Raw genomic sequence first — 25,291 nt, forward strand, 5'->3', positions numbered from 1 at the left:
GCCGTCACGTGTTTTCAGTCGGGGGGTCACGCTAGATTTTTGCGATTTATTAACAGGCTAGCGTGGTAATCGATGTTAACCAACGGCGATACCTTGAATTGAAGTTTCAAAAGGAGATTCATCATGATGAACAAGCAACCAATCGGATTTATTGACTCAGGTGTCGGCGGCTTGACCGTTGTGAAAGAAGCCTTGCATCAGTTACCGGCCGAAAATACGGTTTATTTAGGTGACCAAGCGCGTCTGCCATATGGACCGCGACCCGCCGAACAGGTTCAGGCATTTACTTGGCAGATGGTCAATTTCCTGCTCACCAAGCACATCAAGATGCTGGTCATTGCGTGCAATACGGCGACAGCAGCAGCTTTGCCTTTGATTAAAGCCAAGCTATCGATCCCGGTGATCGGGGTCATCAAGCCAGGCAGTCGTGCGGCTTTAAAAGCAACGCGCACCGGCCATATCGGCATTATCGCGACAGAAGGAACGGTTAAAAGTGGTGCGTATACCCAGGCTTTGCGGATGAAGGCGCCTGACATTCGCCTAACCAGTTTAGCGGCACCCAAGTTCGTGTCATTGGTCGAAAGTAACGAGGCGCATTCGCCAATCGCCAAGCGGGTGGTGGCGGATACTTTGCAGCCGCTTTTGCACACGGACATTGATACGTTGGTGCTCGGGTGCACGCATTACCCGATTTTACGGCCGATTATTCAAAACGTGATGGGTAGCGGCGTCACCTTAATTGACTCAGGCGCAGAAACCGTTAATGATGTTTCGATGCTGCTTGATTATTTTGATTTGGCCAATGACAGCCATGAAACGCCCACGCACGATTATTATACGACAGGCGCCCCTTCCATGTTTGATGAGTTAGGTGAAGCATGGCTTGAATTGAAGGCTCCCATGCACGCCCAGCATGTTAATATTGAATCAGAGCCGACCCACTTTGTTGACGCGGCAGATATGCCAACTGGTAAAACCATCGTGGTAGCCAGCAAAAATCCCGGTAAAGTAAAAGAATTTAAGGCGATGTTTGAGCCTGCTGGCTACACGGTTAAAAGCCTGGCTGATTTTCCCAGCGTCCCGACTGTCGACGAGACTGGCACGACTTTTGAAGAAAATGCGCGGCAAAAAGCCGACCAGTACGCAAAAGATCTCCAGCTACCGGTGGTTGCCGATGATTCGGGTTTAATGGTTGATGCGCTGGATGGTCAACCGGGCATTCGTTCAGCCCGTTATGCCGGCGATGGGCATAACGATGCGGCGAATAATGCCAAACTTTTGGCGAATTTAGCCGATGTTCCTGACGATGCGCGAACCGCCACGTTCCATACAACCTTGGTGCTGGCAAAACCGGATCATCCGGAAGCCGATCTGGTGGTTCATGGTGATCTTTCTGGACAAATCACGGCCATCCCGCGCGGAACTGACGGCTTTGGCTACGATCCATTTTTCTTGGTGCCGTCACTAGGTAAAACACTGGCAGAGCTGACTGCCGAAGAAAAAAATCAGATTAGTCATCGCGGTAATGCCATGCGGTCACTGGAAAAGGTTTGGCAGGCATGGTTGGAGGAAAAGATATGAAAATTCTGGCAGTAAGCGATACGCACGGCGATCGTGCGATTCTCGAGACAATTTTGAAACAGCAGCCGGATCTGGATGGTTATTTCTATGCTGGCGATTCGGAGTTGCCAGCGGATGATTCGCTTTTTCAAACGTATCATGCGGTTGAAGGGAACATGGACTTTGATCCTAATTTCCCCATGAGTGTGACAACGACGGTGAAAGGCATCACGATTTTTATGACGCATGGCCATCGATTTGGCGTGAACTTTGGGTTGGATAAGCTCATGGCTGCCGGCGAAGCTGCCCACGCTCAGCTGGTTATTTTCGGGCATACCCATCAACTTGGCGTGGAAGAGCGCGCCGGTATGGTGATTTTGAATCCGGGCTCGATTAGTCAGCCCCGCGGTCAGTTCGCCAATTTAGGCAGTACTTACGCCACAGTTTCCTGGACAGAGGACAAAGTGCACGTTGACTTTTTGAAGCGGGACGGCAGCATCGTTGCGCCATTAAGCCGCGACTTTTTGCAGGCATGATCGGCATATTTGAGATAATTAAAAATCGGTTCTAGCGGCAATTGCTAGAGCCGATTTTTTATGAGAATCAAACCGTTGTTACATGAAGAGCTGTTTGTAGGTGAAGACCGCGAGAATGGCTGCAACGATTGGCGCGATTACAGGCACCCAGGCGTATCCCCAGTCGGAACTGCCTTTGTGTTTTAATGGCAAAAGCGCGTGCAGAATTCGCGGGCCGAGGTCACGGGCCGGGTTTAACGCCGGTCCGGTTGGGCCACCCAGTGATGCCACTAATGTCGCCACAAGGAAGCCTAAGCCCATGTGTGCCGTTCCAAGATTGTCTTGGAAGAACGGTGCTTTGGTAATACCAAGGGCGCCGATGAAAAGAATATACGAACCGATAAATTCGTTGACGAAACCGTTTAGTTTGCTCTTCGTCGCACTGATCGTACTAAATGTCCCAAGAATGTGTTGGGTATTGGTCGTGAGATCATAATGCGGTTTGTAAGCTGCAACGACAAACAGCTGTCCGACCATGGCCCCGGCCATCTGGACCACAATATACGGTAACACTTCTGACCACGGGAACATGCCAGAAGCAGCTAAACCTAATGTAAATGCGGGATTAATGTGGTTACCGGAAATGGCGCCAAACATCATGGCGGGAATCATGACCCCGGCGCCGTAGCCGACCGCAATCAGCAGCCAGTCTGAGCCATTTCCCTTGGTACCCTTCAAGTCGACGTTGGCAACGGAACCATTTCCTAACAAAACCATAATGGCAGTGCCAATAAATTCGGCGGCCAAACGCACGCCTAGATCATATGTCATTTTTACCCCTCCAAATGATTCGTTCATTGCTAGCATGTGCATGGTGCTTACTTTGATTTGCTTTGTTGCTTCGATAATGTGTTCTTCCGGCTCTAAGCGCTCCTGCTCACGCTCCACCATAACGCGTTCGCAGTCGCAGAAATCTGCGTGTAAGGACCTCGGTCGCAATGGCAAAGAGCGCCATCACGCCCAAGGCCACTTACACTCCGATTTCTAAGCGCTCCTGCTCACGCTCACCCATAACGCGTTCGCCAGCCCAGAAGCCTGCGTGTAAGGACCTCGATCGCAATGGCCAAAGCCCGGCCATTACGCCCGAGGCCACTTACACTCCGGCTTCTAAGCGGGCTGGCTCACGCTCACTAAAAAGTTGTCGTATTTCTTATGAATAACGGCGATAGAAATTCCTTGATGTCATTCATGGTAAAATAACCATATGGTGTTTCCGCCTTTTGACGGATGGCACCGGCATGGATAAGCGGTAAACTGAACCAATAAAGTTAACTAATCTAACTTTTTGCTCGATGTGCTTAAACCAAGAATGTTAAAAAGGAGCTACCCAAATGTTAAATCAAGCCATTGCCAATATGCTGATTGAAAATCGTCATCACTTTATGATTTCTGCAGATATGGTTGCAACGGTCTCCGAAGATAACCCATTAAGTCATGCGTTTCTTGTTCTTACCAAGGTGCGCTATGCGAAAATTCCGGTTTTGGATCACGACTCGAAGTTTAAAGGGCTCATTTCACTGCCGATGATTACCGAAACGATGCTGGGTCTGGACCATATCAGTTTTCAGTCACTAGATACCATGACCGTCAAAGATGTCATGGAGACTGATGTGGCGACAATTAGTGACCCCTATGACTTGGAGAACGTTTTACATTTGCTTGTCGACAACCCGTTCATTCCGGTCGTTCAGGATGGATACTTCACTGGTATCGTGACCCGGCGTGAGGTGATGAAAGGCATCAACAATATTGGTCACAATATCGACAAGCATTTCCAGTTGGAACCTTTAGCGTCAGTCGTTGAAAAAGAATCTTAACCCCTTAAAAACCGGCATACGGACAAACCTGTATGCTGGTTTTTTGTTGGCCACATTAGTTAGCGTCTGCGTTGGATTCCGGTTTATCTAGGAAAATGGTCGCTAAAACGCCGATGATGAGGCTAACCACAACCAAAAGTGCCGGAATAACCATGCCAGTAGCCGGCCAATAAGGCGCGATGCCAGTTTCGAGCAGAATGACCACTGCTGCGGCAACAATACCGCATACAGCATAATAAACCTGGGTTTCAAAATGTTCGAGCAAATACGCCATCAATTTGGCCACCGCAATCAGACCGACAATGGCGCCAAGCATGAAAGGCAGCAGCAGCGCCACTGAGCCCATCGCCGCGTTAAAAGCCGACCAGTTGCCGGAAGCAAATGCTCGGGCCGCATCACCTAGCTGGCTGACAGCATTATAGACGGTTCCGTACTGATCAATAACCATCAGCATGACGGAGCCGGAAATACCAGGGATGGCCATTAACGATACCGCAAAGATGCCGGCAAAAGCCATCACACCGGCGTCACTAACACTGCTCAGGCGCTGAATGGCAATGAGGTTCTCCGGCTGGGTCCCGCCAATCTTGGCTAGTCCGTAAATACCCGCAAATCCTGCAGCCACTAGTAAGAGGTACCACCAAGTGAAGGGTTTGAGCACCAATTTGCGATAAATAAACGGGCCGATGCCAAGTACTAACCCGATAAAGAAACCATAACTAGGTAGCGGCCAATGCGTGGTGACGACTAGGACGGCTTTAGTGGAAACCAAGATACCAACGACAGCTCCTAAGCCAATCGGTGCCAAGAAACGCAAATTTTTCTTGGGATTGGCGCGGAAGTGATTCACTGCTTGTAAGAGGCGGTCATACAACCCGACGACGACGGCAAAAATACTGCCGGAAAGACCGGAAATGACAAGTGCAATGCCGATGATGGCACCTTTGATGAAGTTGAGCATAGCATCTCCTTATAAATGGATTTTGGTGTGAATATTGGTAAAACGCCAAACTCTTTATGAGCCAGACTGTAAATTGATCGGCGGCGTGATCACATGAATGCCGGCGGAGTTTAATGCAGCAATGTAAGCAGCGAGAAATGTTCGCTGTAAACTGAGCTGCTCACCGTTTTCAGCGTAAAAAAGAACTTGGTAGGTAAACGTGCCATTTTTTTCCTCTGTCAGACCCAGAATATCCGGACCCTCAGTGATGGTCGTGAACTTTGGAACTAAGTCGTGATTGACGCGTTCAATAGTTTTGCGGACCAAATCGAGATCAGCAGTCGGCTCAAGTGGCAACTTAATGAGTACCTGCATGTTGCTGCGGGAAAGGTTGCTGACGATTGTAATGTTGCGATTAGGGATGAAGTTAACCGTACCGTCATAACTCTTAACCACCGTGGTGCGTAAGCCAAGGCTAGTGACTGTTCCGGAAATCTTGCCTAATTGGACAACATCACCAACGTCAAACTGCGCCTCCAGTAGAATAAAGAAACCAGTCACAACGTCATTGACGAAGCCTTGAGCACCAAAGCCGATTGCCAAGCCGGCCACGCCCGCACCAGCAAGCAGTGTCCCCACCGGAACGCCCAACGTTGATAGGATCGCGTAAAAATAGAAGAAGAGCACAAAATAGAAAAATAGATTTCGCGAAAGGGTGTGGATGGTTTTGACGCGCGTGCCTGATAAATGCGCGCGACGCTGATAGCTTTTAAAAGCCCGATTGATGGCGAACTGACCTAAACGATAAAGTGCAAGAAATAAAATCGAAAAGAATAGCAACGACAGAACCTTATCAATCAGGGTTCCGGCAATTTTATCCCAGTTGATGGTTTTAAAATACCGTAACCACACATTGGGTTGTTCAGTTACGGTCGTTGCCGTGAACATCATGCCTGTCACGTGACGACCTCCTCTTGGTGTTGGCTTTATTTTACCAGAACCGGGGCGGATCTGCTGGAGATTTGTCATGATGCGGATAAGTTTTAACTTTTGGTGGGAGAAGGGGTGGGTGCGATTGTGTGGCAGGGGGTAAGGGTGGTGAGGTAGTTCGATTTCGAATACGGTTACTGGGGTAGAGGTCGGCGTGAAAGGTCTCAGACCTAAAATGGCCCAAGCCCAGGTATTGGGGAGAAAGATAGATTTTGTGGGCAATCCGGTTCCGAAACGCGATCCCCGGCGCAGAAATCTGCGTGTAAGGACCTTGGGCACAATGGCAAAGGGGATAAGAATTGGAAGGCAATCCGGTTCCGAAACGCGCTCACAGGCCCAGAAACCTACACATAAGGACCTCGAACCTAAATGGCCAAAGCCCAGCCATTTAGGTTCGAGGCCACTTATGCTCCGGTTTCTAACCGGGCCTGCTCACGCTCTTAAATCTTTTGCACCACTCTCCCCTCGATGTTATGATTGGTGTAATCAACTGGTTTGAAATGGAGGGTGTTGCATGTCAGGTGGAGAGATTGCTTGGATCATTGCTGCGGTTGCTTTTTTGATTATTGCTTTGGCGATTGCCGTCATTGCGATTCGGGTTTCGGGTGTGACCAAGGAAATTAAGGAAACGGTTGCCGAGACGAATAAGACGTTGAACACGGTCAACGGGGAGCTTGGCATTTTGACGAAGGAAGTCGAAGGCCTTCTTGCGAAGAGCAATACCCTTCTTGAAGATGTAAATGGCAAGGTGGCGGCGATTGATCCTGTCTTTACCGCAATTGGTGAGCTTGGTGAAAGCGTTTCTGATTTGAATCAGTCAACGCGCAATTTGACCGAACGCGTTGCCCATGGTGCTAAGAACGGGGCCAAGGCGACGGTTGCGACACGTATGGGTGCCAAAGCATTTTCAATGTTGACCAAAAAGAAACATCATAATGAATAGCAGGGGGAATCATCATGGCTAAAAAAGGACATTTTTTGCTTGGATTTGTATTCGGAGCTGCCAGTGCCTTAGCAACGACTTATTTATTGACTCCGCAAACCAGTGACGAGTTAAAGCGACGGGTTAAGCATGCTTCCGCGAATTTAGCCGATCGTGCGGTTGATTACTATTGATTACGCCAAAGAGGCTAGTGCTGACTGGAAGCAAAGCGCGACGGATTTTGTCGATGACTTGAAGGCGCGTGGGAATGATGCCGATGGGTCAGAAGCGTTGGCTAATTATGATGCTGCGACCGAGCAATTGCGCGACCAATTGAATACTGCAGCGGATACGGATACTTCAGCTGATTTTGATGACATTGTGCTGGACGGTAAGAGTGCGTTTGCCCAAGCCAAGGATGACGATGAAGGCAGTGAAACCCGCACCGATGAAGTGCCGGAACCGACCGAACCAAAGCCAGTTAGTGGAGCCGCCGCATCTGAGGCCAAACCGGCAAGTTCTGAATCTGAAGCCACCGATTAATCAGCACTAGTAACTACAAGATTTTGAATATTAAAAATGGCGACAAACGAAAGACACCCCGACGTGAGCACCTTTCGTTTGTCGCTTTTAGCATCACAGCTGGTCTTAGCTGTGGAAAGACTTATCTTGATCGTGAACGAAGGAGGATCATATGCTAAATAGCGAACGTCAGGCACACATCAAAGCCACTTTAAGTACTGCGGCCGAGCCGCTCAGTGCGTCGAGTTTTGCGCGGCGGTTTACTGTCAGTCGGCAGACCATTGTTGGCGATATTGCGCTTTTGCGGGCCCAAGGCGAACCGATCATTGCAACGCCGCGTGGTTATACGTTGTCACATCCAGCGGCTCATGAGTTTTTGATTCCTTGCAAACATACGCCGGAGCAAACGGTACAGGAGCTGCAGCTGATCCTCGACAACGGTGGCTGGATTGAAGATGTTTTGGTCGAGCATCCGTTATATGGTCAGTTACGCGGTCAGCTGAATATTCGCACCGTTGCCGATATGAAGCTGTTTTTGAGTCGTCTAGCGCGTTATCAAGGCCGCCACTTGTCCGAGTTAACCGGTGGCATTCATTTACACACGATTAGCGTTAGAAATGAACGGAATATCGCCAAAATTAAAGAAGCACTGCGCAAGGCTGGCATTTTATATGAACAGTCGGAAGCAGACTAGACAATTTCGGTGGTAGAGGCAAAAACAGCAGCAGTCAACAACATAAAAATGGTCCCGAGGAGACAGCGTCTACCTCTTTGGGACCATTTTTGATATTAACGCCCTGTTCATCTTTTTCCGACGAGTAACTCGGCGTCATCAGCCATTGATGACAGTGAATTCTTTTGATGTGTGGGTAAAAGGTCCGCAGCCGGTTTCCGTGACGTGGACACAGTCTTCAATCCGAACACCAGCGACACCAGGAACGTAAATACCAGGTTCGATCGAGAAGCACATGCCTGGCTGTAGAATCATATCGTTGCCTTCCATGATGGATGGGAATTCATGGGTGGACATGCCGATTCCGTGTCCCAAACGGTGATTAAAATATTCGCCGTAACCCGCTTTGGTAATAATGTCGCGGGCAATCTTGTCGAGGTCGGATGCTTTTAATCCCGGCTTAACGGCATCCATAGCAGTCAGGTTCGCTTCTAGACAAATATCAAAAATTTCACGCGGCTTACCGGTGACCTGACCAAAAGCGACGGTGCGCGTGGCGTCAGACATGTAACCATGGTTGTCCGTACCAAGATCAAACAAGACCAGTTCATTTGGAGCGAGCTTTGTTCCCATCGGTTCGCCATGCGGATTGGCCGCATCTACGCCAGCTTGGACGATGGTGCCAAAACTCATGTGCATGACGCCTTCCTTCATCATCGCATAGTCAATTTCAGCCGCAACTTCCTGTTCAGTGGCACCTGCCTTGATCGCCTTAAAACCTGCTTGGAACGCGCGGTCAGCCTGAGCCCCGGCAATTTCCATTTGTTTAATTTCGGCAGGTGTTTTGATTAACCGTTGCTTTTCAATGAAACGGGAAGCATCGATCGGAAAAGTCGCATCAGGAAACTGCTTCATGAGGGCTTCAAATTTGAAGACTGCGAGGTTATCTTTTTCAATAGCCCACTTGGTCGGATTAGGGTTCACGTCCTTGATATGGGTTGCCATGACGGCAAACGGATCTTCGTGATCAAGATAGCCAAATACCTGATAAGGCCAGCCAGCTTTTTTAACTTCCTCAATGGTTAGTTGCGGGGTGAACAGGAACGGATCCTTGTCCGGGGTGACGATTAAGGCGGTGATCCGTTCTTCGGGATCCTGGAAGAAACCCGTGTAATAGTTGATATTGACCGGGTCACTGATATAAGCAAGGTCGAGGCCTTCTTCGCCAACCCAGGTTTGTAATGCTGCTAAATGCTCGTTCATCGTGGTCCTCCTCAAAAGGGCACAGCACAAAATATCATGCAAAACGAATCTTTTACCATATTTGTGCTGCACCGTGATATTAACGTGCCAAGTGCTCAGGCATCGAAAATGACTTGCAAGATAAGGTGCTAGTCGCGATGCCAAATGCAACTTTCTTTACCAGTATATCACGAGCCATGAGGGACACTTTCTGAAAAGCCCGTTTGTGAAAATTTCATGGAAAATTCAGTAAAACGCTTGCATTGCCTTTCTCATTCTGCTATTTTGGAATGTAAATAGATGTTTCGTGATTTTCATACTCACGACTAAGGAGAAAATAAAGTGGAAAAACAAACAATAACAATTTATGATGTTGCCCGCGAGGCAAATGTATCGATGGCGACGGTGTCCCGAGTGGTTAATGGTAACCCGAATGTGAAGCCGGCTACCCGCAAGAAGGTTTTAGAGGTTATCGAACGCCTCGACTACCGGCCGAATGCGGTAGCCCGTGGCCTGGCAAGCAAGAAAACGACAACCGTCGGCGTTATCATTCCCGACGTTACCAACATGTTCTTCTCAAGCTTGGCCCGTGGGATTGATGATGTTGCGACCATGTACAAATACAACATTATTTTGGCGAACTCGGATGAAAATAACCAAAAGGAAGTTTCCGTACTTAACACTTTGTTGGCCAAGCAGGTTGACGGGTTGATTTTCATGGGTCATGAACTGACCGATTCGATTCGCGCGGAATTTTCCCGAAGCAAAACGCCGGTTGTACTGGCAGGCTCGATTGATCCGGATGAACAGGTTGGCAGTGTCAACATTGACTACGTGGCTGCGGTTGAAGAAGCGACGCACCAATTACTGGAGAGCGGTAATAAGCGGGTGGCATTGGCGACCGGCTCGCTCACCCATCCGATTAACGGTCAGTTCCGCCTGAAGGGCTATAAACAAGCACTTGAAAAAGCCGGCGTTGCCTATGACGAAAGCCTGATCTTTGAAAATGAGCCAAGTTATCAAGCGGGGTTGGCATTGTTTGGTAAGCTGCAGAAAGTCGGCGCAACGGCTGTCATTGCCGGCGATGATGAACTGGCAGTCGGCATTTTGGATGGCGCACTGGACAAGGGCGTGAAGGTGCCGGATGATTTTGAAATTATTACCAGCAACAACACCAAGCTAACCGAAATGACCCGGCCACAACTGACATCAATTGATCAGCCGCTTTATGACATTGGCGCTGTGGCAATGCGGTTGCTGACAAAGATGATGAACAAAGAAGAGATCGAAGAAAAAACCGTGATGTTAGGTTTCGATATTTTGAAACGCGGCTCAACCAAATAAAGGTGTTGAGCGAAATCAGCTTTGGCACCTCGTGAGCAATAAAAAATCGGTTCTAAAGACAGATGATGTGTGTCTTTAGAACCGATTTTTGCGTTACTGGATTGATTGGCCTTCAAGATGACGCATGAACTTACTGACCGCTGCCAGTTGTAGCAGGTGTGGTTTGCTGATTATTGGTCGTTGTGCCACCAGTTGTGTTACCGCCAGTCGTTGTCGTGCCAGTGCCGGTTGTTTCGCCGCCAGTGCCAGTTGCACCGTTTGTCCCGCCAGTTCCCGTTGTTTGCGGTTCACTTGGCTGGTTTTCGGAGGTTCCTTGCTGGTTTTTCTGGCTGGAAGGCACCGTGACGCTAGGCGTTTGGCTGCTTTCAGTTGTGGCTGGTGCCGTGGTTTCAGGCGTGATCGGTGTTTCCTGATGCTCTTTTTTGGCTTCGGTCGAGCGACCATTAGCGTCAGAAACCTGACCATAGCCATTGCTTTTACCGTTGAGATGGTCATAGAACAACTGATAATTGTCTTTGCTGCCGCCGATGCCAAATTCAGCTTTCGCAGTTGGCTGCCAGTCATTGTAGAGGCTGGTAACAGTTGATCCGCCTGTGTGATAAGTGCGCCCGTTAAAAGTAAGGGTGCCAGCCGGTTGCCCGGTTTGCTTATCGACAGTGACGGACTTGACGGTACTTGGTCGGGCTAATTTTTTATCAACTTTAAATTGCTTAGGGATGGTGTGATAAACCGCATTTGCCAACTTCGACCAATAAGCTTCGTTGGTCATTGAACTGTTTTCATCAAGCGTGTAGTTGGTGCCGTTACTGTTGTCATAGCCCATCCAACTGGCAATGGTGACACCCGGCGTTGAACCGATAAACCAAATATCGCGGAAATCGTTGCTGGTACCGGTTTTCCCGATCAGGTTGTCCGTATTGAAGCGCAGCTGATAGTTCAGGCTCTCGGCAGTCCCTGATTCAACCACGTTTTTCAACATTTGATTCATGATGTAGTTCGTACCTTTGGAGAAAACCTTGGTCTTTTTAACCTGATGGCGGTAGACGGCATGGCCTGAAGGATCGACGATTTCAGAGATGACATAAGCTGGTACGTGTTCGCCTTGATTGGCAAAAGTGGAAAAAGCGCTGGCTTGTTCCTTGACGTCGACGCCATAATCGGTACCGCCCAAGGCTAGACCGAGCTGGCTGTAATCATTGTCAGTGAGGGTATTGATGCCCATTTTTTCCATGTAGCTTTTGACATTGACGTTCGGCTTGATGTGTTTATACAGATTAACTGCCGGAATGTTGTAGGATTGGGCAAGCGCTTCGGTGGCAGGGATGAACCGATTTTGAATCTGGTCGCCGTAATCGGTCACACTGTAATTGTTGCCAAGGTTGGTTTTGAAGTCAGCCAAAGCCGTCTGCGAACCGATGACTTTTTGATCGATCGCTGGTGCATACACCAAAAGCGGCTTAATCGTGGAGCCGGGAGAACGTAAGGTGTAAATGTGATTGAGTTCACCAGAGACCCCGCCGACAAATCCGAGAACGGCACCGGTTTGGTTGTCCAACACAACCGAGCCGTTTTGAACCGGATGTTTGACGGTTTCGGTTTCACCGGTTTTAGGATTGATCTGAGTACTGGTGTAGGTTTGACCGAATGTATTTCGCGTGGCGCGCATCACAAATTGCATCCGATCGTACACGTCTTTGTTGATGGTACTTTTGATTTGGTAATTTTTGGAAGCGAAAAGATCGCCTGCTTGCCTCAAATAGTCGTTGTTTAAGGCGTTGTCTTTGGCAAGGTCGGCAGCAGAGTGACCATCATTTTGGGCTAATTTCTCAGCTAATAATGATTTAGCTTCACTGAGCACCATGTTGTAGACATACCCATACTCATTGTCATCCTGTTCGGCATTTTCCGGCTTGAGGAACGCGCCTTTTAGATCGAATGACTTGGCTGCAACATACTGCTTGTGACTGATGACGCCAGCTCGATACATCCGAAACAGCACGGTCTGTTGCCGATTAATGCCGGATTTAAGGCTGGCTTTTAGTTGACCGTTGGCAGTATACGGCGTGTAAACAAACGGACTCTGCGGCAAGCCAGCAATAAAGGCGGCTTCCGGCAGGTTCACCTGACTGGCAGAGACGCCAAAAAGTCCTTGCGCAGCCGCTTCGACGCCGGCAATGTTTTGCCCCTTGTTGTTCCGACCCAGCGTGGCAACATTCAGATAAGTTTCCAGGATTTCGTTCTTGCTGAAGTGGTTGTTTAGGCGCCGCGCCAACATGATCTCCGCAGCTTTACGTTTGAAGGTTGTCTCTGAGTTCAAAAACATCATTTTGACAACCTGCTGCGTTAAAGTCGAGCCGCCAGTTTGGTTACCCATGCCGGTTAAGTCGGAAAAGAAAGCCCGAATCACCGCCTTAGGCACCACCCCGTCATGACGATAAAAGTCTTCGTCTTCAGTGGCAATGATCGCCTTGGTCAGCCACGGCGACATGTCACTAAGACTGACCTTTGTCGAATACAAATCGCTTTTGACATCGCTCAGCTTGACGTTATGTGCAAAATACATACTGGAAGTACGGCTGGTGTTAGATAGCGTTGCCTTCATCGCTGCTTCGGTCGGAATCGGCGTTGCATCGATGATCGACACAAAATAACCGCCAAATAAGCCGAGGCCAAAAACAGCTGCAATGCCTAAAACGCCTAATAAGTAATAGACAATACTTTTGATGCTTTGAAGCGTGACATTACCGTAAAAAACAACGGCAGTTTTACCCGTTAAATGTTTGGAATCAGCTTTGGAATCAGGACGCCGCGTCACGAATGCCGTGAACCAGCGGCGAAATCGAGTTCCAAGCGTCTTGACCCGATCGACGAACTTTTTCAAGTGCTTGTCCCACCTTAAATTTTGGTCTAATATTCCTTAGTATACCGTAAAAATAAAGCGGATTCTAATACTGTTGGCAGAGCGTGAGCCGGCGCGGTTAGAAGTCGGAGTATAAGTGGCCTTGGGCGTGATGGCCCGGGCTTAGGCCATCGCGACCAAGGTCCTTATACACAGACTTCTGCGCCGGTGAACGCGTTTCGGAGAGCATCGGTAAACAGACCGGTCTTTGACCATTGCGACCAAGGTTCTTATACGCAGACTTCTGCGCCAGAGAATGCGTTTGTGGAAAGCGCCAGTTTCTGTTTGCGACAACGCACTTCAAAGCCAACTTACCTGTTTGCCCTCACCATTCATAGTTTCAAGCGGCTTCACTTGCGACCCGCGTTGTGTTGTGCAAGACTGATAACTATATAAATAAGCGTGCGAGAACAGGGGTTAAACATGTATCGAGTTATTTTGTTTGATGTAGACGACACTTTGTTGGATTTTAAAGCAGGGGAACTAAAAAGCCTGGCTAAGATGTTTGCCAGGCTTAAATTACCATATACGCCGCGGATTGAGGCGAGTTATTTGAAAATCAATGCTGATCTGTGGCGTGATTACGAAGCAGGCCGGATTACGCGGCCGGAACTGTTTGACGTGCGATTTGCCAAGCTGTTTCGCCATCACCATTTGAACGCTAATCCGCATTTAGCTGAACGGACGTATCATCATTTTTTGGATCAGGAAGCAATTTTGCTGCCGCGGGTGACGGAAACTCTGGATGCCTTAAAAGACTATCGGCTGTTTATCGTCAGTAACGGCATTGAGCCGGTCCAGCGTGAGCGTCTGGCAACCAGCGGTTTAATTGATTATTTTGAGGACATCTTTGTTTCCGATAGTGTCGGGAGCCCGAAGCCGACCGTGGCGTTTTTTGATTATGTTGCCAAACGCATTCCCCGATTCAATCGGCGCGAGACGCTGATTATGGGTGATTCATTGACCTCGGACATTCAAGGCGGCATCAACGGCAAGATTGATTCAATCTGGTTCAATCCGCATTTTCAGCCTAATCGCGAGCAGATAACGCCAACTTATCAGCTGAATGAATTCAGTGATTTGACGAAGTTACTGCTTGCCAACTAGACGATGTGTGGCTTAATTGGCTAAGCGAATGGTGCCAGTTGTAACGACCATTGTTCCTTGGGCCGTTTTTAACAGTAAGGCACCATTATCATCGAACCCGCTGATGATTCCGGTCAGCGGGTTTTGTGTACCGCTAACCGTGATTTGCCGACCGATCCAGGCAGCCTTTTTCCGATAAATCGGCATAATGGTGTCAGGATTTGCAAACAACCGCATGAGATTCGTCAAGAAACGGCCGGCAAGCTCCGGACGCGGATCGCTACCGGGCTTTTCAGCAAGAAGGGTCGTGATTGGCTGATCGGTTGGTAACGGCGCTGTCGGAGTCGAGAAGATGTCAACGCCGACGCCAAGCACTACAGCATTTTGTTCGAGCAATGCTTCTGCCAAAATACCGGCAACCTTTTGGCCGTTTTTTTGCAAGTCGTTGACCCATTTGATCGCGGTGACAATACCAAATTGGGTTTCAATGGCTTGCTGCAAAGCGACACCTGCAGCTGGCGTGATTAAGGCACGGCTGATTTGCGGGTGGAAGGCGTAACTCAGATAGAGACCGGCATCGGCAGGACTGGCAAAGGGTTTGCCATGGCGTCCGACACCGGCAGTTTGTTCACCGGCAATTAGAATTTGCGGCAACGTTGCTCCGTTTTGAACCGTTTGTTTTAAAACCGTATTGGTCGAGGTTACCGTTGCTTGCGTGGCCACTGCTGCGCGCAGGTGCGGATCATCTAACCATGGATCTAAGCTATCAGGCGTTAACATAAGAAAGCTTCCTTTCTGGGATTAATCGCAAGTGCGCCAGAAGTCAGGTGACAGACTTCTGGCGCACAGGCACGAGCATGAATTTTAAAATTTGCCAAGAACTGTTATCAGTAATGTGAATACTGATTACATTTTAAAAATACAGAGACTTAGCTTATTTGACTAAGCGGCTGATGGCGTCGGCATAAATGGCCACAGCCGTGATGATATCTTTAATCGGCATGTACTCATTCGCCTGATGCATGACATTTTCCTGTCCCGGCATCTGGGCGCCGAAAGCGACACCCCGTTTGATAATTCGGCCATAGGTGCCGCCACCGATGACTTGTTCGTGTCCCGCAATACCAGTGTGGTCAGTGAAAGTTTGCAAATAGGGTTTTAACCAGCGGATCGTCACCAGGAACGTAATGCGGTTCCTGTGCATGGCCACTCAAGGATACGTCGAATTGGTCGGCACCAACCGCGCTTTCAATTTGATCACGGATTTTATCAGCGTCGGTGCCTTGCGGGTAACGGACATTGACCAGCACACTTTGTTCGCCATCCTGGGTGAACGTGAAGATATCCGGGCTAGCGGTTAACTCACCCATCAGTTTGTCCGTGTAATTGATACCCAAGTGGTGGCCGCGTGAATCTAAGTGCAGATATTTGGCGATCATGGTCAGATAGGCTTTGCCTGCCGGATCAAAAGGCAAATCAGCTAGCAAGCTTGCCAGATAAGTGGCCGCATTCTTGCCATCTTTTGGTTCCTGGGCATGGGCACCTTTACCCACGATTTCAATCGTTGTAGGATTGCCCAGCGTCAAGGTGAGTTTGACGCCTTGCTGATCAGCCCAGTCGCTGACTTGGGTCGCAAAGCTTTCAGGCAAGTCGCCGGTAATCGTTGCTTTTGCTTCTTGCGGAACCATATTGGGTCGAATACCCGCCGAAAATTCATTCAAAGTCAGTTGGGCTTCTGCTGCAGCAACCGGTTTTTGCACGATTTTGAAGCTGGCAATGCCTTTTTCGCCGTTGATAATTGGAAATTCAGCATCAGGAGAGAAGCCAAAGTCCGGTGCCGGCTCGCTTTCGAGATAGCGGTGCAAGCCAACCCAGTCGGATTCTTCGTCTGTGCCTAAGATGAAGTGAATCTTTTTATTGATTGGCAGGCCCAGATCGCGGACGAGTTTCAATGCATAGTAAGCAGCAATGCTCGGTCCTTTATCGTCGCTGGTGCCACGACCGTAAATCTTGCCATCGCGAATCACTGGGTCGAATGGGTCGGTTTTCCAGCCAGGTCCAGCGGGAACAACATCGACATGCCCAAATAGTCCTAAAGTTTCAGGACCGCTGCCTAACTCGATCCGACCGGCAACATGGTCCACATTGAGCGTCTTAAAACCATCCCGCTCGGCAATTGCCAAGAAGGCATCCAGCGCTTTTGTCGGACCGGGTCCGAGTGGATATTCTGCGGTTTTATGCTCGGTGTCGCGTTCGGAATTGATCTTCAACAGTGTTGTGAGATCAGAAAGAAGCTGGGGTTCCAATCTTTCTGCTTCCTACTGCCAATTAATTGCCATGAGGTTAACCTACTTTCTTTCTATCGTTGTCTTTAGAATAGCATGTTTGTTCCACAGAAACGACTGAATCATTCAGAGAAAATCGAAAAGCGGTCAGAACACGGTGAAAAGCTTGTCATGGCGCGATTGTAAGCACACCCATGTCGTAACCCTTCTCAACCGATTTCAGTGACCCGAGCATTAAGCAAGGGGGTGTCAAATGCCGAATTGCCTAATGCCCAGTGGATGAGCGGCTTTTCTTTTAGTGGAATGCTGCGATAGAGCATGAGCCAGGTTGCCATGTTTTCGGCAGATGGCAACAATTGCACATCTTTGGCTTTTAACCAGCCTGTTTTGGTTTTTAAGTAAAGCTGACTATTTTCGTAGCGTGCGGCCAGAACCCGTGCGCGGGTATTGTCCGCAACGTGGCCAGTAACATTTTGCTGGTGTAACGGATCAGCGTAAACCGGCGCACGAAAACCGCGGCTGGTGACGACGATTTTTTGGTGGAGAAACAGGCTGGCCCAGCCGGCTTGGGGTGCGAGGTTGATCGTTGTAACTGGCACGAACGCGTTATCGCCGATTTGATAATACGTGTTGCCGGCAATGGTAACCATTGCAGAAATCGCAATCGGTGTTTGCGGTGCTAACTGTTCAGGGCGTAGGAGCGGCTGATAAGGGTTTTCGTAAACCGGAAGCGCCGAGACACTGGAGTTAGCGCCAAGATCGTTGATACTGGTGGTAACAGACGCGGCTTTCAGCGCCTGGAATTCATGCCCGAGACTCGTGTAGTTGGTCACAACACCGTCAATGTTGAGGTTAACCAGCCATGTCCACCGATCCCGATCCTCGTTCATCTCATCCCAGACGTACATTTTTTTGCCAAGGTCATGCAGCTGATTGACCAGCTGCGGCGTCACCAGATCCGAACTTAAATTAATGCCGTCTACATAAGTCAACACATCAAAATTGATCCGTTTAAGCGAACCAACAATTAAAATCCGCGGCACAGAAGGCAAATCCGCCTGCAAGCGCTTGAGACTGGCAGCCGAAAATGAATGGAACATGACGCGGTTTTCCATGTGATACTGTTTAATCAAAGCTGTAATTTTGTCTTCAAGGTGGGGATGCGGTTCGCCTTTAACGATTTTGGTTTCAATCAAGAATTTATGGTTTGTCTGTTGCTCGTGGGCGAAAAGCTCCTCGAGGCTGTGAACCGGTTCGCCATTTTTGGTATGATATTGCTGAAGTTGCGCAAAAGTGCTCTTGGCAATGGTCAGATTGGCGCCGGTCATCCGCTGAATGGTTGAATCATGTTGAATCACGACCACGCCATCAGCACTTTCATGTACATCGAGTTCAACATAATCAGCGCCGTTGTTAAAAGCACTATCGAAACTTTGAAAAGTTTCTTCCGGATAGTTCAGCGGATCGCCACGGTGGCCAACCAGCGTAAACCCTGAAAGCAGAAGAAATAATGGCAGCAGCAAAACTGCCACAGTGAATCGTTTGCCCATACAGGCTGCTCCTTTCCAGAAAAAAACATCATACCATAAACAATAGCATAGTGAGCGCGAACCGGCGCGGTTAGAAACCGGAGCATAAGTGCCCTTGAGCCTAAATGGCTGGGCTTTGGCCATTTAGGCTCAAGGCCCTTATGTGCAGGTTTCTGCGCCGGTGAGCGCGTTATGGAGCCGGATTGCCTTACTATTTTTACTCCCCCAAAATGGTCATTGCAAGTAAGATCCCTACACGCAGACTTCTGCGCCAATGAACGCGTTACGATAACCTTAAAACAAACTCAGCAAACAAATAAGGAGCGTCAAAAATGGCAGAAAAATATCAGGTTTTTGATTTGATTCAGGAAATTACCCGACTTGACGGAAGCCGCTATTTTGAACTAGGCAACGTCATGTTGAATGGCCGCGCGGAAAAAGCAGCTATGAAGGGCTTTATTAAGCGGGTGCGGATTGTTCAATTGAATATTGCCCACTCGACGGCTGTCACAACTTATGAAAAATATATCAACGAGCATTATGAATTTCCGCCAGCGGATTTGACCAGTTGGGAAGAATGGGACAAACCAGAAGGCCCGATTCGCGATGCTTATCATGAGATTCTACGACAAAATCATGTAGGTTGATTCCGCAGCAATACAGGCGGTCTGGAATCGTATTCAATGAAACATGACAACATTTTAATAAAAACCTCAATTTTCGTGATGAATTCCGTGATTATTGCAAAAAGCGGGCCTGTGTCGATTGTATTTCTCACTGTCAAACGGTCACGCGCTTTGCTTCACATTGACGCTACTTATATAATGTAAGGCATATGAAAGCGAGGGATCTGCGTGAAGTATCTAGGTAAATGGCTTATCCCGTTCGTCGCGGCGATCGCGGTTTTTATTGGCATGCAATTTGATAGCGGCTTCTATACCAAGCCGGTTGGTCAGGTTGAAGCGGTTAAGGTGGTTAAAACCACCACCCACCAAGACGAAGACGAAAATCGTGATCGCATGGTTAAGCAGCAGGTTCAGATACGCCTCCTCAACACAGCTAAACGGGGCAAACGCATCACCATGCACAATACCTACTCGTTTAGTGGTGCATTGGACAATGAACTTCGCGTGGGTGAGCAGGTTTTCCTGGATGTTGACAAGGGTGCCTATACCTTGAACAACGTGAAACGGGATGCGATTCTGGCGGCGTTGTTAGTCTTGACTTTTGGTTTGATCTTTTTGGTCATGGGCCGGCGAGCGTGGTTAACGAGCATTAGCATTTTACTCAACACGTTAATCTTCTTTATCGCAGTTGAGTGGGAGATCGGCAGTAAGCAGTGGCAGGCGTGGTGGTTATTTGTCATTTTGGCGGTGATTTTCACGGTGCTGACAGCAGTGTTTATTGTTGGAATTAAGCCGATTGCCGCAACAATTTCGTTGGGTGCCTTGTTGGCTACCACAGTCGCAGTGGCGCTCGGCTATGGCATTATGGCCTTGACCAATTACAGCGGCATCCACTTTGAAGAGGTCAAATACGCCACTCAAACGCCGCAACTCTTATTCTTCGGTCAAATTGTGATTGGCTCTTTGGGCGCTGTGCTAGACGAGGCGAGTGACATTTCGGTTGCGATCTTCCAGCTTCATGACACGGCCAAGGAGCGGTTTCGGGCAGGGATGGCTATTGGCCGCAATGTTATGGGACCGCTGATTTCGGTTCTGTTTATGATTTTCATTGCCGATACATTCATGGAATCGGTTTTGTGGATCCGCAACAATAATTCGATTGCACAAACGGTTATCTGGGTGATGGGACTTGGATTTGCCCAGAGCCTCATCAGCGCGTTTGGTATTGTGCTGGCAGTGCCGGTGACGAGTGGGTTAGCGGCGATGATGGCTAAAATTAAGAAGGTGACAGCATGAACGCTATTCTTGCACTATCCTTGGTTCTGCTTGTCATGATGTTTATTGTCGGCGGCAAGCAAGGCTTGTCAAATTTCTTTGCCTTAGCCGTCAACGCCTTGTTAATGATCTTGGTCGTCATTTTAATGGCCAGCGGGTTTAATCCGATTATTGTAGCCATTATTTTTGGGCTGATTATTTTGGCCAGCACGATTTTCCTCAGCACCAGCCAGCTTTCTGTCGCCGGACCGGCGTTTGTCTCGTCTTTGTTAATCATGACGTTATTGGTCGGACTGATTCTTTTGACGATGACGTTGAGCCAGACAGCGGGGTTTGGGCCGGAAGATTCCGAAGCACTGGAAGGCTTTTCCGTGTACATCGGCGTCAGTTTCCCGCACATTTTGATTGCCACTACCTTGCTGGGTACGCTTGGGGCAATTGCTGAAGCAGCGATTGCCGTTGCAGCCGGAATGGATGAGATTAAGGATCAGGCAAGTGCCACCGGGATTAAACAAATGGGGCACGAGATTATCGGAACTGCTTTAAATACGCTATTCTTTGGCTTCTTTGGCGGTTTTTCTTCTTTGTTTATCTGGTTTGCGTCACTGCGCTATCCATTTTCACAGGTAATTAATAACAAGATTTTTGTTGGCGAACTCTTGCAGGTCTTGATTTCGGTGATTGCCGTCATTTTGACCGTGCCGATGACGACTTGGGTGGTCACGACCAGGCATGCACATCGCCGAAAGGAGTAACATGCAATATTTTATTGCGGATACACACTTTTTTCATGCAGACCTTTTAGGGAACAACGATTTTGCTCCTCGCCTGTTTCCAACCATTGAGGCAATGGACGCGGCGATGATTCAGGCATGGAATGCGCGGGTTGATGATCGCGATATCGTCTATCATTTAGGTGACATTGCGATGAATCCGGAGCATTTTCCCCAACCGCCGGAAGTTTTGGCGATCCTATTGCAACTGCACGGCCGGATTGTTTTTATAAAAGGAAACCACGACTACGAATCACTGTTTAAGTTTCTTCATCGTCATGACCCGGGCGTGAACGGTTTGCCTAAGTTCACCTTCCATTCAGTTGGCACGATTATCAAGGATGACCATACGCAGTTCATTATGACGCATTATCCGTTGATGATGGGTATTGTGAAGCAGACGCTGAATTTACACGGCCACATTCACCACAATAGCGTCAACATTGCAGAGAATATCAATGTAGGGGTAGACGCTCCGGAACGGGATTTGTTAGTGCCACATCTGCCTTTTGGAACCCCACTGACGGCGGCTGAAGTACACAAGATTTACCGGTTGAAGGCTGCGGTGTTAGCTAAGGAACGCTGAGTGCAATGTGATGTTTGACCCGTTGTCTTGCAGGGCATAGGATGAAACTAGGGTATTAGTTTAGAAATGTCACCTGAAAGACCGATTAGGGAGGTGCCTTGTGGAAAAGTTAGTGATTCTGCACACGAATGACCTGCATTCCCACTTTGAAAACTGGCCGAAAATTCGCCGGTTTATGTTGGGAACCCGCGCTGCAGAACAAGCAGAAGAGGCGAGTGTTTTAGCATTTGACGATGGCGATGCAATGGATCGTTCGGTACCGTTAACCGAAGCAACGGACGGGCAGATTAATATTCAGCTGTTGAATGAAATCGGCTATGATGCGGTGACCATTGGCAACAATGAAGGCGTCGGCAATCCGCATCAGGTGTTGGAGCATTTGTACGATCACGCTAATTTTCCCGTTGCACTGGCCAACTTGTTTGAGCCGGATGGCACGCGTCCGCATTGGGCCAAGCCCATTGTCATGAAGCAGACACCGGCAGGGACGCGAATTGCCATTGTCGGCTTTACGGCACCATTTTTCCTGACATATCAGCCAAATGGGTGGCAGGTTAAGACAGTGGCAGACGTTTTTCCGGCGATTCTCAAACAGCTTGAGGGCACCTATGATGTTTTGATTGTGCTATCACATTTAGGCATTGAGGCTGATCGTCATTTAGCCCAGCAATATCCGCAAATTGATGTCGTGATTGGCGGGCATACGCATCACTTGCTTGCAGAAGGCGAATTACACGGGACGACCTTATTAACCGCCGCTGAAAAGTATGGCCATTATGTTGGCAAGATTACGTTATCGCTGGATGATGACCACAAAATTCAGACGCGTCGTGCCGAAACCTTTCAAACCGCTTTGTTACAAGGAGCCGCAGCGGATCCGCGAGAAATTCAAGGCTATGAAAGTAAAGGCATTGCCTTGTTAAAACAGCAAAAAGTTGCTCGCTTGCCTAAACACCTGGCGATTCAGTATGATCGGCCATCACCATTACTTGATTTTGGCTTGGCGGCGGTCGCTGATGCTGCTAAAACCGATGCGGCAATCCTGAATGCCGGCCTTTTCCTGACCCCGCTTGGCCCCGGCGTTGTCACACAGGCTGATCTTCTGACCTGTTTGCCCCATCCCATGCACCTGCTAAAAGTAACTTTAAGTGGCAAGGAACTCTGGCGTCTGATCATGGAAATGGAAAAGAACCGCATGTTTCTCCGCCACTTCCACATGATCGGCATGAGTTTTCGCGGCAAAATTTTTGGAGACATCGGTTATCGCGGCATTTCGGTTGATCGAGAAAAGCGGACAGTTTTGTGGCATGGCGAGCCGCTGGTTCTGGAACGGCAATATACGTTCGCAACCGTCGACAACTTTCTGTTCATTCCGTTCTTCCCAACCATCGAAATTATGGGCAGCAATGAATTTCTTTTTCCGAAACTGATACGGGAGGTTGTTGGCGATTATATGGCAAAAGTTTTTCCTTTATAAATTCATGCTATACTTTTACAATTACGAGTCGAATGATTTTTTTAAAAGGAGGGCGCGACTTGGGTGAACGAGAAGCATTATCCGAACAAATTGATGTCGCCTTGACTCCGGACACAACCAAAGAGATGGGGGTTGTCAAAGTCGACCATGATCTGATAACGATTGATGGCCGCCGCTATCGCATTGTCAAAGACCACCGTGATGCTTTTGACCTTGAACGCTTAAATGAACGATACAACGATATTCTCGATAAGTACGATTATATTGTTGGCGACTGGGGTTACGACCAGTTACGGTTGCGCGGTTTTTACAAAGACGATCGCCGCGGTGCCAGCAAGGATCAGCAGATCAGCACATTAGAAGATTATCTCTATGAATATTGCAATTTTGGCTGTGCTTATTTTGTGCTTGCCCGTTTGGATAAACCGGCAACTAAGGTAGCTGATCGGTGGCACGATCGGGAGCGAAAATCGGCGACAGGCAAAACCGCGCACCGGCAACAATCAAAGCCGACACAGCGACAACATCATGGCAAACGTAAGCCTTATGCCAAGGCAAACAAGCCATATACGGAAAAAACGACCCGATCGGCGCATTTTCATGGCGAACAGGCCAAAACAGTCAATCAAACACAACCACGCAAGCGGCATTTTACGATCCGTCAACGTGAGACTAACAAGAAGTAGGGACAGACTTGAAGTATAAAGGTTATATGATCGATCTTGACGGGACGATTTATCGTGGCAAAGAACGCATTCCAGCAGCTAAGGATTTTGTCGAACGGTTACAGGCGGCGCGGCTTCCGTTTTTATTTTTGACGAACAATACGACGAAAAGTCCTGAAGATGTGGTGAAAAATCTGGCGGAGAATCACGATATTCATGTGTCACCGGCGCAGATTTACACGCCTTCGCTCGCGACCGCGGCTTATTTGACTGATCTCAATCATGGCGATGTTTCCGGAAAGTCGGTGTATATCATCGGTGAGCTGGGGCTGAAGCAGGCGCTTTTGGATACGGGATTGCGGTTGAATGAAGTGGATCCGGATTATGTGGTAGTCGGGCTGGATTATGACGTGACGTACCATAAGTTTGAGTTGGCCACATTGGCAATTAAACGCGGCGCCAAATTTATCGGAACCAATGCGGATACCAATTTGCCCAATGAGCGTGGCTTGGTACCGGGGGCGGGATCGCTGATTGCTTTAGTGGAACGCAGTACGCAGCAACGGGCGTTTTACATTGGCAAACCCGAACCGACGATTATGGAAAAAGCGCTGAAGAAGATGGGACTGCCAAAAGACGCAGTGGCCATGGTTGGCGATAATTACAACACCGACATTAAGGCAGGGTTGAATGCGGGGATCGATACGATTTTAGTCTATACCGGCGTTTCTACCCGGGATTATGTTTCCAAGCAGGTCCACCAACCAACGCATCAGATTGATGCCTTGACGGACTGGGAGGTCTAGATGAAACGCATCGTTCATTGGCTGACGCTTTGGCTAGCGATTGTCAGTGGCGTCATTTTCGTGACGATTTTCAGCACGCTGCTGACGTTCCCGATTTATGCACATATGGATAACCTGCCGCAAATCGCTGCCATGTCGCTGGGACGGTTGTACCATAATTATTTGCAACTCATGGCATACTTAGACTTGCCGTGGATTGGTACGCTGCATATGCAGGATTTCCCCACAAGCCTGCATGGCGCGCTTCATTTTGCCGATGTGCGCCATTTGTTTATTTTGGATCTTGTGATTGCCCTTGTGACGATTCCTTTTGCCATTCGGTGGGTGCGTCAGCTTAAAGCAGCCAAGAAGCGGTATTTGCTGGTCCGGCCGTTTATGATCGGGGCGGTGGTGCCGATCATCTTAACCGGATTGCTAAGCATTAACTTTGATCGTTTCTTCATCATTTTCCATGAGGTGCTATTTCGCAATCGTGACTGGCTGTTTGACCCAGCCACGGATCCGATTATCAATGTCTTACCTGAAGGCTTCTTCATGCTTTGCTTTCTCACGGCATTTGCCTTATTCGAGGCTATCATGATATGGGGTATCTGGCGTGGTCGTCAAGATGCCCAGCGTCAGTCACCATTTTAAAAATCAAAAGCGCATGCTCCCAATATCGTTGTGATATTGGGAGCATGCGTTTTTGCATACCTAGAA

The 25,291-nt window shown here is 48.7% G+C and carries 22 protein-coding genes and 2 pseudogenes; 16 read left to right on the forward strand and 8 right to left on the reverse strand.

Going from position 1 to position 25,291, the window contains the following annotated elements; genetic code table 11:
* Window positions 1-126: 126 nt before the first annotated feature.
* Complete coding sequence (gene racE, locus LBCZ_RS02945; protein ID WP_039640008.1) at window positions 127-1,581, forward strand: glutamate racemase; 1,455 nt, start codon at window positions 127-129, stop codon at window positions 1,579-1,581.
* Complete coding sequence (locus LBCZ_RS02950) at window positions 1,578-2,096, forward strand: metallophosphoesterase (RefSeq protein ID WP_025012328.1); 519 nt, start codon at window positions 1,578-1,580, stop codon at window positions 2,094-2,096. The genes racE and LBCZ_RS02950 overlap by 4 nt, the downstream gene beginning before the upstream one ends.
* 78 nt (window positions 2,097-2,174) lie before the next feature.
* Here LBCZ_RS02950 and LBCZ_RS02955 read toward each other — a convergent pair whose 3' ends face one another.
* Window positions 2,175-2,906, reverse strand: a complete 732-nt coding sequence (locus LBCZ_RS02955; RefSeq protein ID WP_010493778.1) for an MIP/aquaporin family protein — start codon at window positions 2,904-2,906, stop codon at window positions 2,175-2,177.
* A gap of 560 nt (window positions 2,907-3,466) precedes the next feature.
* Between LBCZ_RS02955 and cbpB the strand changes: the two genes are divergently transcribed.
* Window positions 3,467-3,952, forward strand: coding sequence for a cyclic-di-AMP-binding protein CbpB (gene cbpB / locus LBCZ_RS02960; RefSeq protein WP_010493780.1), 486 nt, complete (start codon window positions 3,467-3,469; stop codon window positions 3,950-3,952).
* A gap of 55 nt (window positions 3,953-4,007) precedes the next feature.
* Here cbpB and LBCZ_RS02965 read toward each other — a convergent pair whose 3' ends face one another.
* Together LBCZ_RS02965 and LBCZ_RS02970 are read right to left on the reverse strand one after the other, a co-directional pair.
* Entirely contained in the window at window positions 4,008-4,913 is a 906-nt protein-coding gene (locus tag LBCZ_RS02965; protein ID WP_025012329.1) for a DUF368 domain-containing protein, read from the reverse strand.
* 54 nt (window positions 4,914-4,967) lie between these two features.
* Window positions 4,968-5,843, reverse strand: a complete 876-nt coding sequence (locus LBCZ_RS02970; RefSeq protein WP_032958328.1) for a mechanosensitive ion channel family protein — start codon at window positions 5,841-5,843, stop codon at window positions 4,968-4,970.
* A gap of 553 nt (window positions 5,844-6,396) precedes the next feature.
* On the opposite strand from LBCZ_RS02970, the gene LBCZ_RS02975 reads away from it, so the two are divergent.
* From LBCZ_RS02975 to LBCZ_RS02985, 3 genes and pseudogenes are all read left to right on the forward strand, one after another.
* Window positions 6,397-6,825, forward strand: a complete 429-nt coding sequence (locus LBCZ_RS02975) for a DUF948 domain-containing protein (RefSeq protein ID WP_025012331.1) — start codon at window positions 6,397-6,399, stop codon at window positions 6,823-6,825.
* 14 nt (window positions 6,826-6,839) lie between these two features.
* Window positions 6,840-7,347, forward strand: a pseudogene (locus LBCZ_RS02980) (YtxH domain-containing protein).
* Window positions 7,348-7,498: 151 nt separating this feature from the next.
* Window positions 7,499-8,020, forward strand: coding sequence for a transcription repressor NadR (locus tag LBCZ_RS02985; RefSeq protein ID WP_025012332.1), 522 nt, complete (start codon window positions 7,499-7,501; stop codon window positions 8,018-8,020).
* 138 nt (window positions 8,021-8,158) lie between these two features.
* Here LBCZ_RS02985 and LBCZ_RS02990 read toward each other — a convergent pair whose 3' ends face one another.
* Window positions 8,159-9,262, reverse strand: coding sequence for a M24 family metallopeptidase (locus LBCZ_RS02990; RefSeq protein WP_025012333.1), 1,104 nt, complete (start codon window positions 9,260-9,262; stop codon window positions 8,159-8,161).
* A 321-nt stretch (window positions 9,263-9,583) separates the two neighbouring features.
* On the opposite strand from LBCZ_RS02990, the gene ccpA reads away from it, so the two are divergent.
* Complete coding sequence (gene ccpA, locus LBCZ_RS02995) at window positions 9,584-10,585, forward strand: catabolite control protein A (protein WP_010493797.1); 1,002 nt, start codon at window positions 9,584-9,586, stop codon at window positions 10,583-10,585.
* Between the two features lie 130 nt (window positions 10,586-10,715).
* Here the strand turns inward: ccpA and LBCZ_RS03000 are convergent, their stop codons facing one another.
* On the reverse strand, window positions 10,716-13,466 hold the full coding sequence (locus LBCZ_RS03000; protein ID WP_025012334.1) for a transglycosylase domain-containing protein: 2,751 nt from the start codon (window positions 13,464-13,466) through the stop codon (window positions 10,716-10,718).
* 441 nt (window positions 13,467-13,907) lie between these two features.
* Between LBCZ_RS03000 and LBCZ_RS03005 the strand changes: the two genes are divergently transcribed.
* Window positions 13,908-14,591, forward strand: a complete 684-nt coding sequence (locus LBCZ_RS03005; RefSeq protein WP_025012335.1) for a YjjG family noncanonical pyrimidine nucleotidase — start codon at window positions 13,908-13,910, stop codon at window positions 14,589-14,591.
* A 12-nt stretch (window positions 14,592-14,603) separates the two neighbouring features.
* Here the strand turns inward: LBCZ_RS03005 and LBCZ_RS03010 are convergent, their stop codons facing one another.
* From LBCZ_RS03010 to LBCZ_RS03020, 3 genes and pseudogenes are all read right to left on the reverse strand, one after another.
* A complete protein-coding gene (locus tag LBCZ_RS03010) occupies window positions 14,604-15,350 on the reverse strand; it encodes a biotin--[acetyl-CoA-carboxylase] ligase (RefSeq protein ID WP_025012336.1) in 747 nt (248 codons plus the stop codon).
* 154 nt (window positions 15,351-15,504) lie between these two features.
* Window positions 15,505-16,876: pseudogene (pepV, locus tag LBCZ_RS03015) on the reverse strand (dipeptidase PepV).
* Window positions 16,877-17,064: 188 nt separating this feature from the next.
* Window positions 17,065-18,405, reverse strand: a complete 1,341-nt coding sequence (locus LBCZ_RS03020) for a glycerophosphodiester phosphodiesterase (protein WP_039639517.1) — start codon at window positions 18,403-18,405, stop codon at window positions 17,065-17,067.
* Window positions 18,406-18,716: 311 nt separating this feature from the next.
* On the opposite strand from LBCZ_RS03020, the gene LBCZ_RS03025 reads away from it, so the two are divergent.
* From LBCZ_RS03025 to LBCZ_RS03060, 8 genes are all read left to right on the forward strand, one after another.
* On the forward strand, window positions 18,717-19,031 hold the full coding sequence (locus LBCZ_RS03025) for a hypothetical protein (protein WP_025012337.1): 315 nt from the start codon (window positions 18,717-18,719) through the stop codon (window positions 19,029-19,031).
* Window positions 19,032-19,238: 207 nt separating this feature from the next.
* A complete protein-coding gene (locus LBCZ_RS03030; protein ID WP_039639514.1) occupies window positions 19,239-20,306 on the forward strand; it encodes a YibE/F family protein in 1,068 nt (355 codons plus the stop codon).
* Window positions 20,303-21,040, forward strand: a complete 738-nt coding sequence (locus LBCZ_RS03035) for a YibE/F family protein (protein ID WP_025012338.1) — start codon at window positions 20,303-20,305, stop codon at window positions 21,038-21,040. Before LBCZ_RS03030 ends, LBCZ_RS03035 begins: the two co-directional genes overlap by 4 nt.
* 1 nt (window position 21,041) lies before the next feature.
* Window positions 21,042-21,644, forward strand: a complete 603-nt coding sequence (locus LBCZ_RS03040) for a metallophosphoesterase (protein WP_039639512.1) — start codon at window positions 21,042-21,044, stop codon at window positions 21,642-21,644.
* Window positions 21,645-21,744: 100 nt separating this feature from the next.
* The gene (locus LBCZ_RS03045; RefSeq protein ID WP_025012339.1) at window positions 21,745-23,121 is read left to right on the forward strand and encodes a bifunctional metallophosphatase/5'-nucleotidase; all 1,377 of its coding nucleotides are present in this window, start codon (window positions 21,745-21,747) and stop codon (window positions 23,119-23,121) included.
* Between the two features lie 59 nt (window positions 23,122-23,180).
* Window positions 23,181-23,807 (forward strand): YutD family protein, encoded by a 627-nt coding sequence (locus LBCZ_RS03050; protein WP_039639510.1) that lies wholly within the window; start codon window positions 23,181-23,183, stop codon window positions 23,805-23,807.
* Between the two features lie 8 nt (window positions 23,808-23,815).
* Entirely contained in the window at window positions 23,816-24,592 is a 777-nt protein-coding gene (locus LBCZ_RS03055) for a TIGR01457 family HAD-type hydrolase (RefSeq protein WP_025012341.1), read from the forward strand.
* Window positions 24,593-25,225 carry a TIGR01906 family membrane protein gene (locus tag LBCZ_RS03060; RefSeq protein WP_025012342.1) on the forward strand — a complete coding sequence of 211 codons (633 nt, stop codon included), beginning with the start codon at window positions 24,593-24,595 and terminating at the stop codon, window positions 25,223-25,225.
* Window positions 25,226-25,291 lie beyond the last annotated feature (66 nt).

Origin of the sequence: Lacticaseibacillus casei DSM 20011 = JCM 1134 = ATCC 393 (assembly GCF_000829055.1) — a bacterium.
Classification (GTDB): domain Bacteria; phylum Bacillota; class Bacilli; order Lactobacillales; family Lactobacillaceae; genus Lacticaseibacillus; species Lacticaseibacillus casei.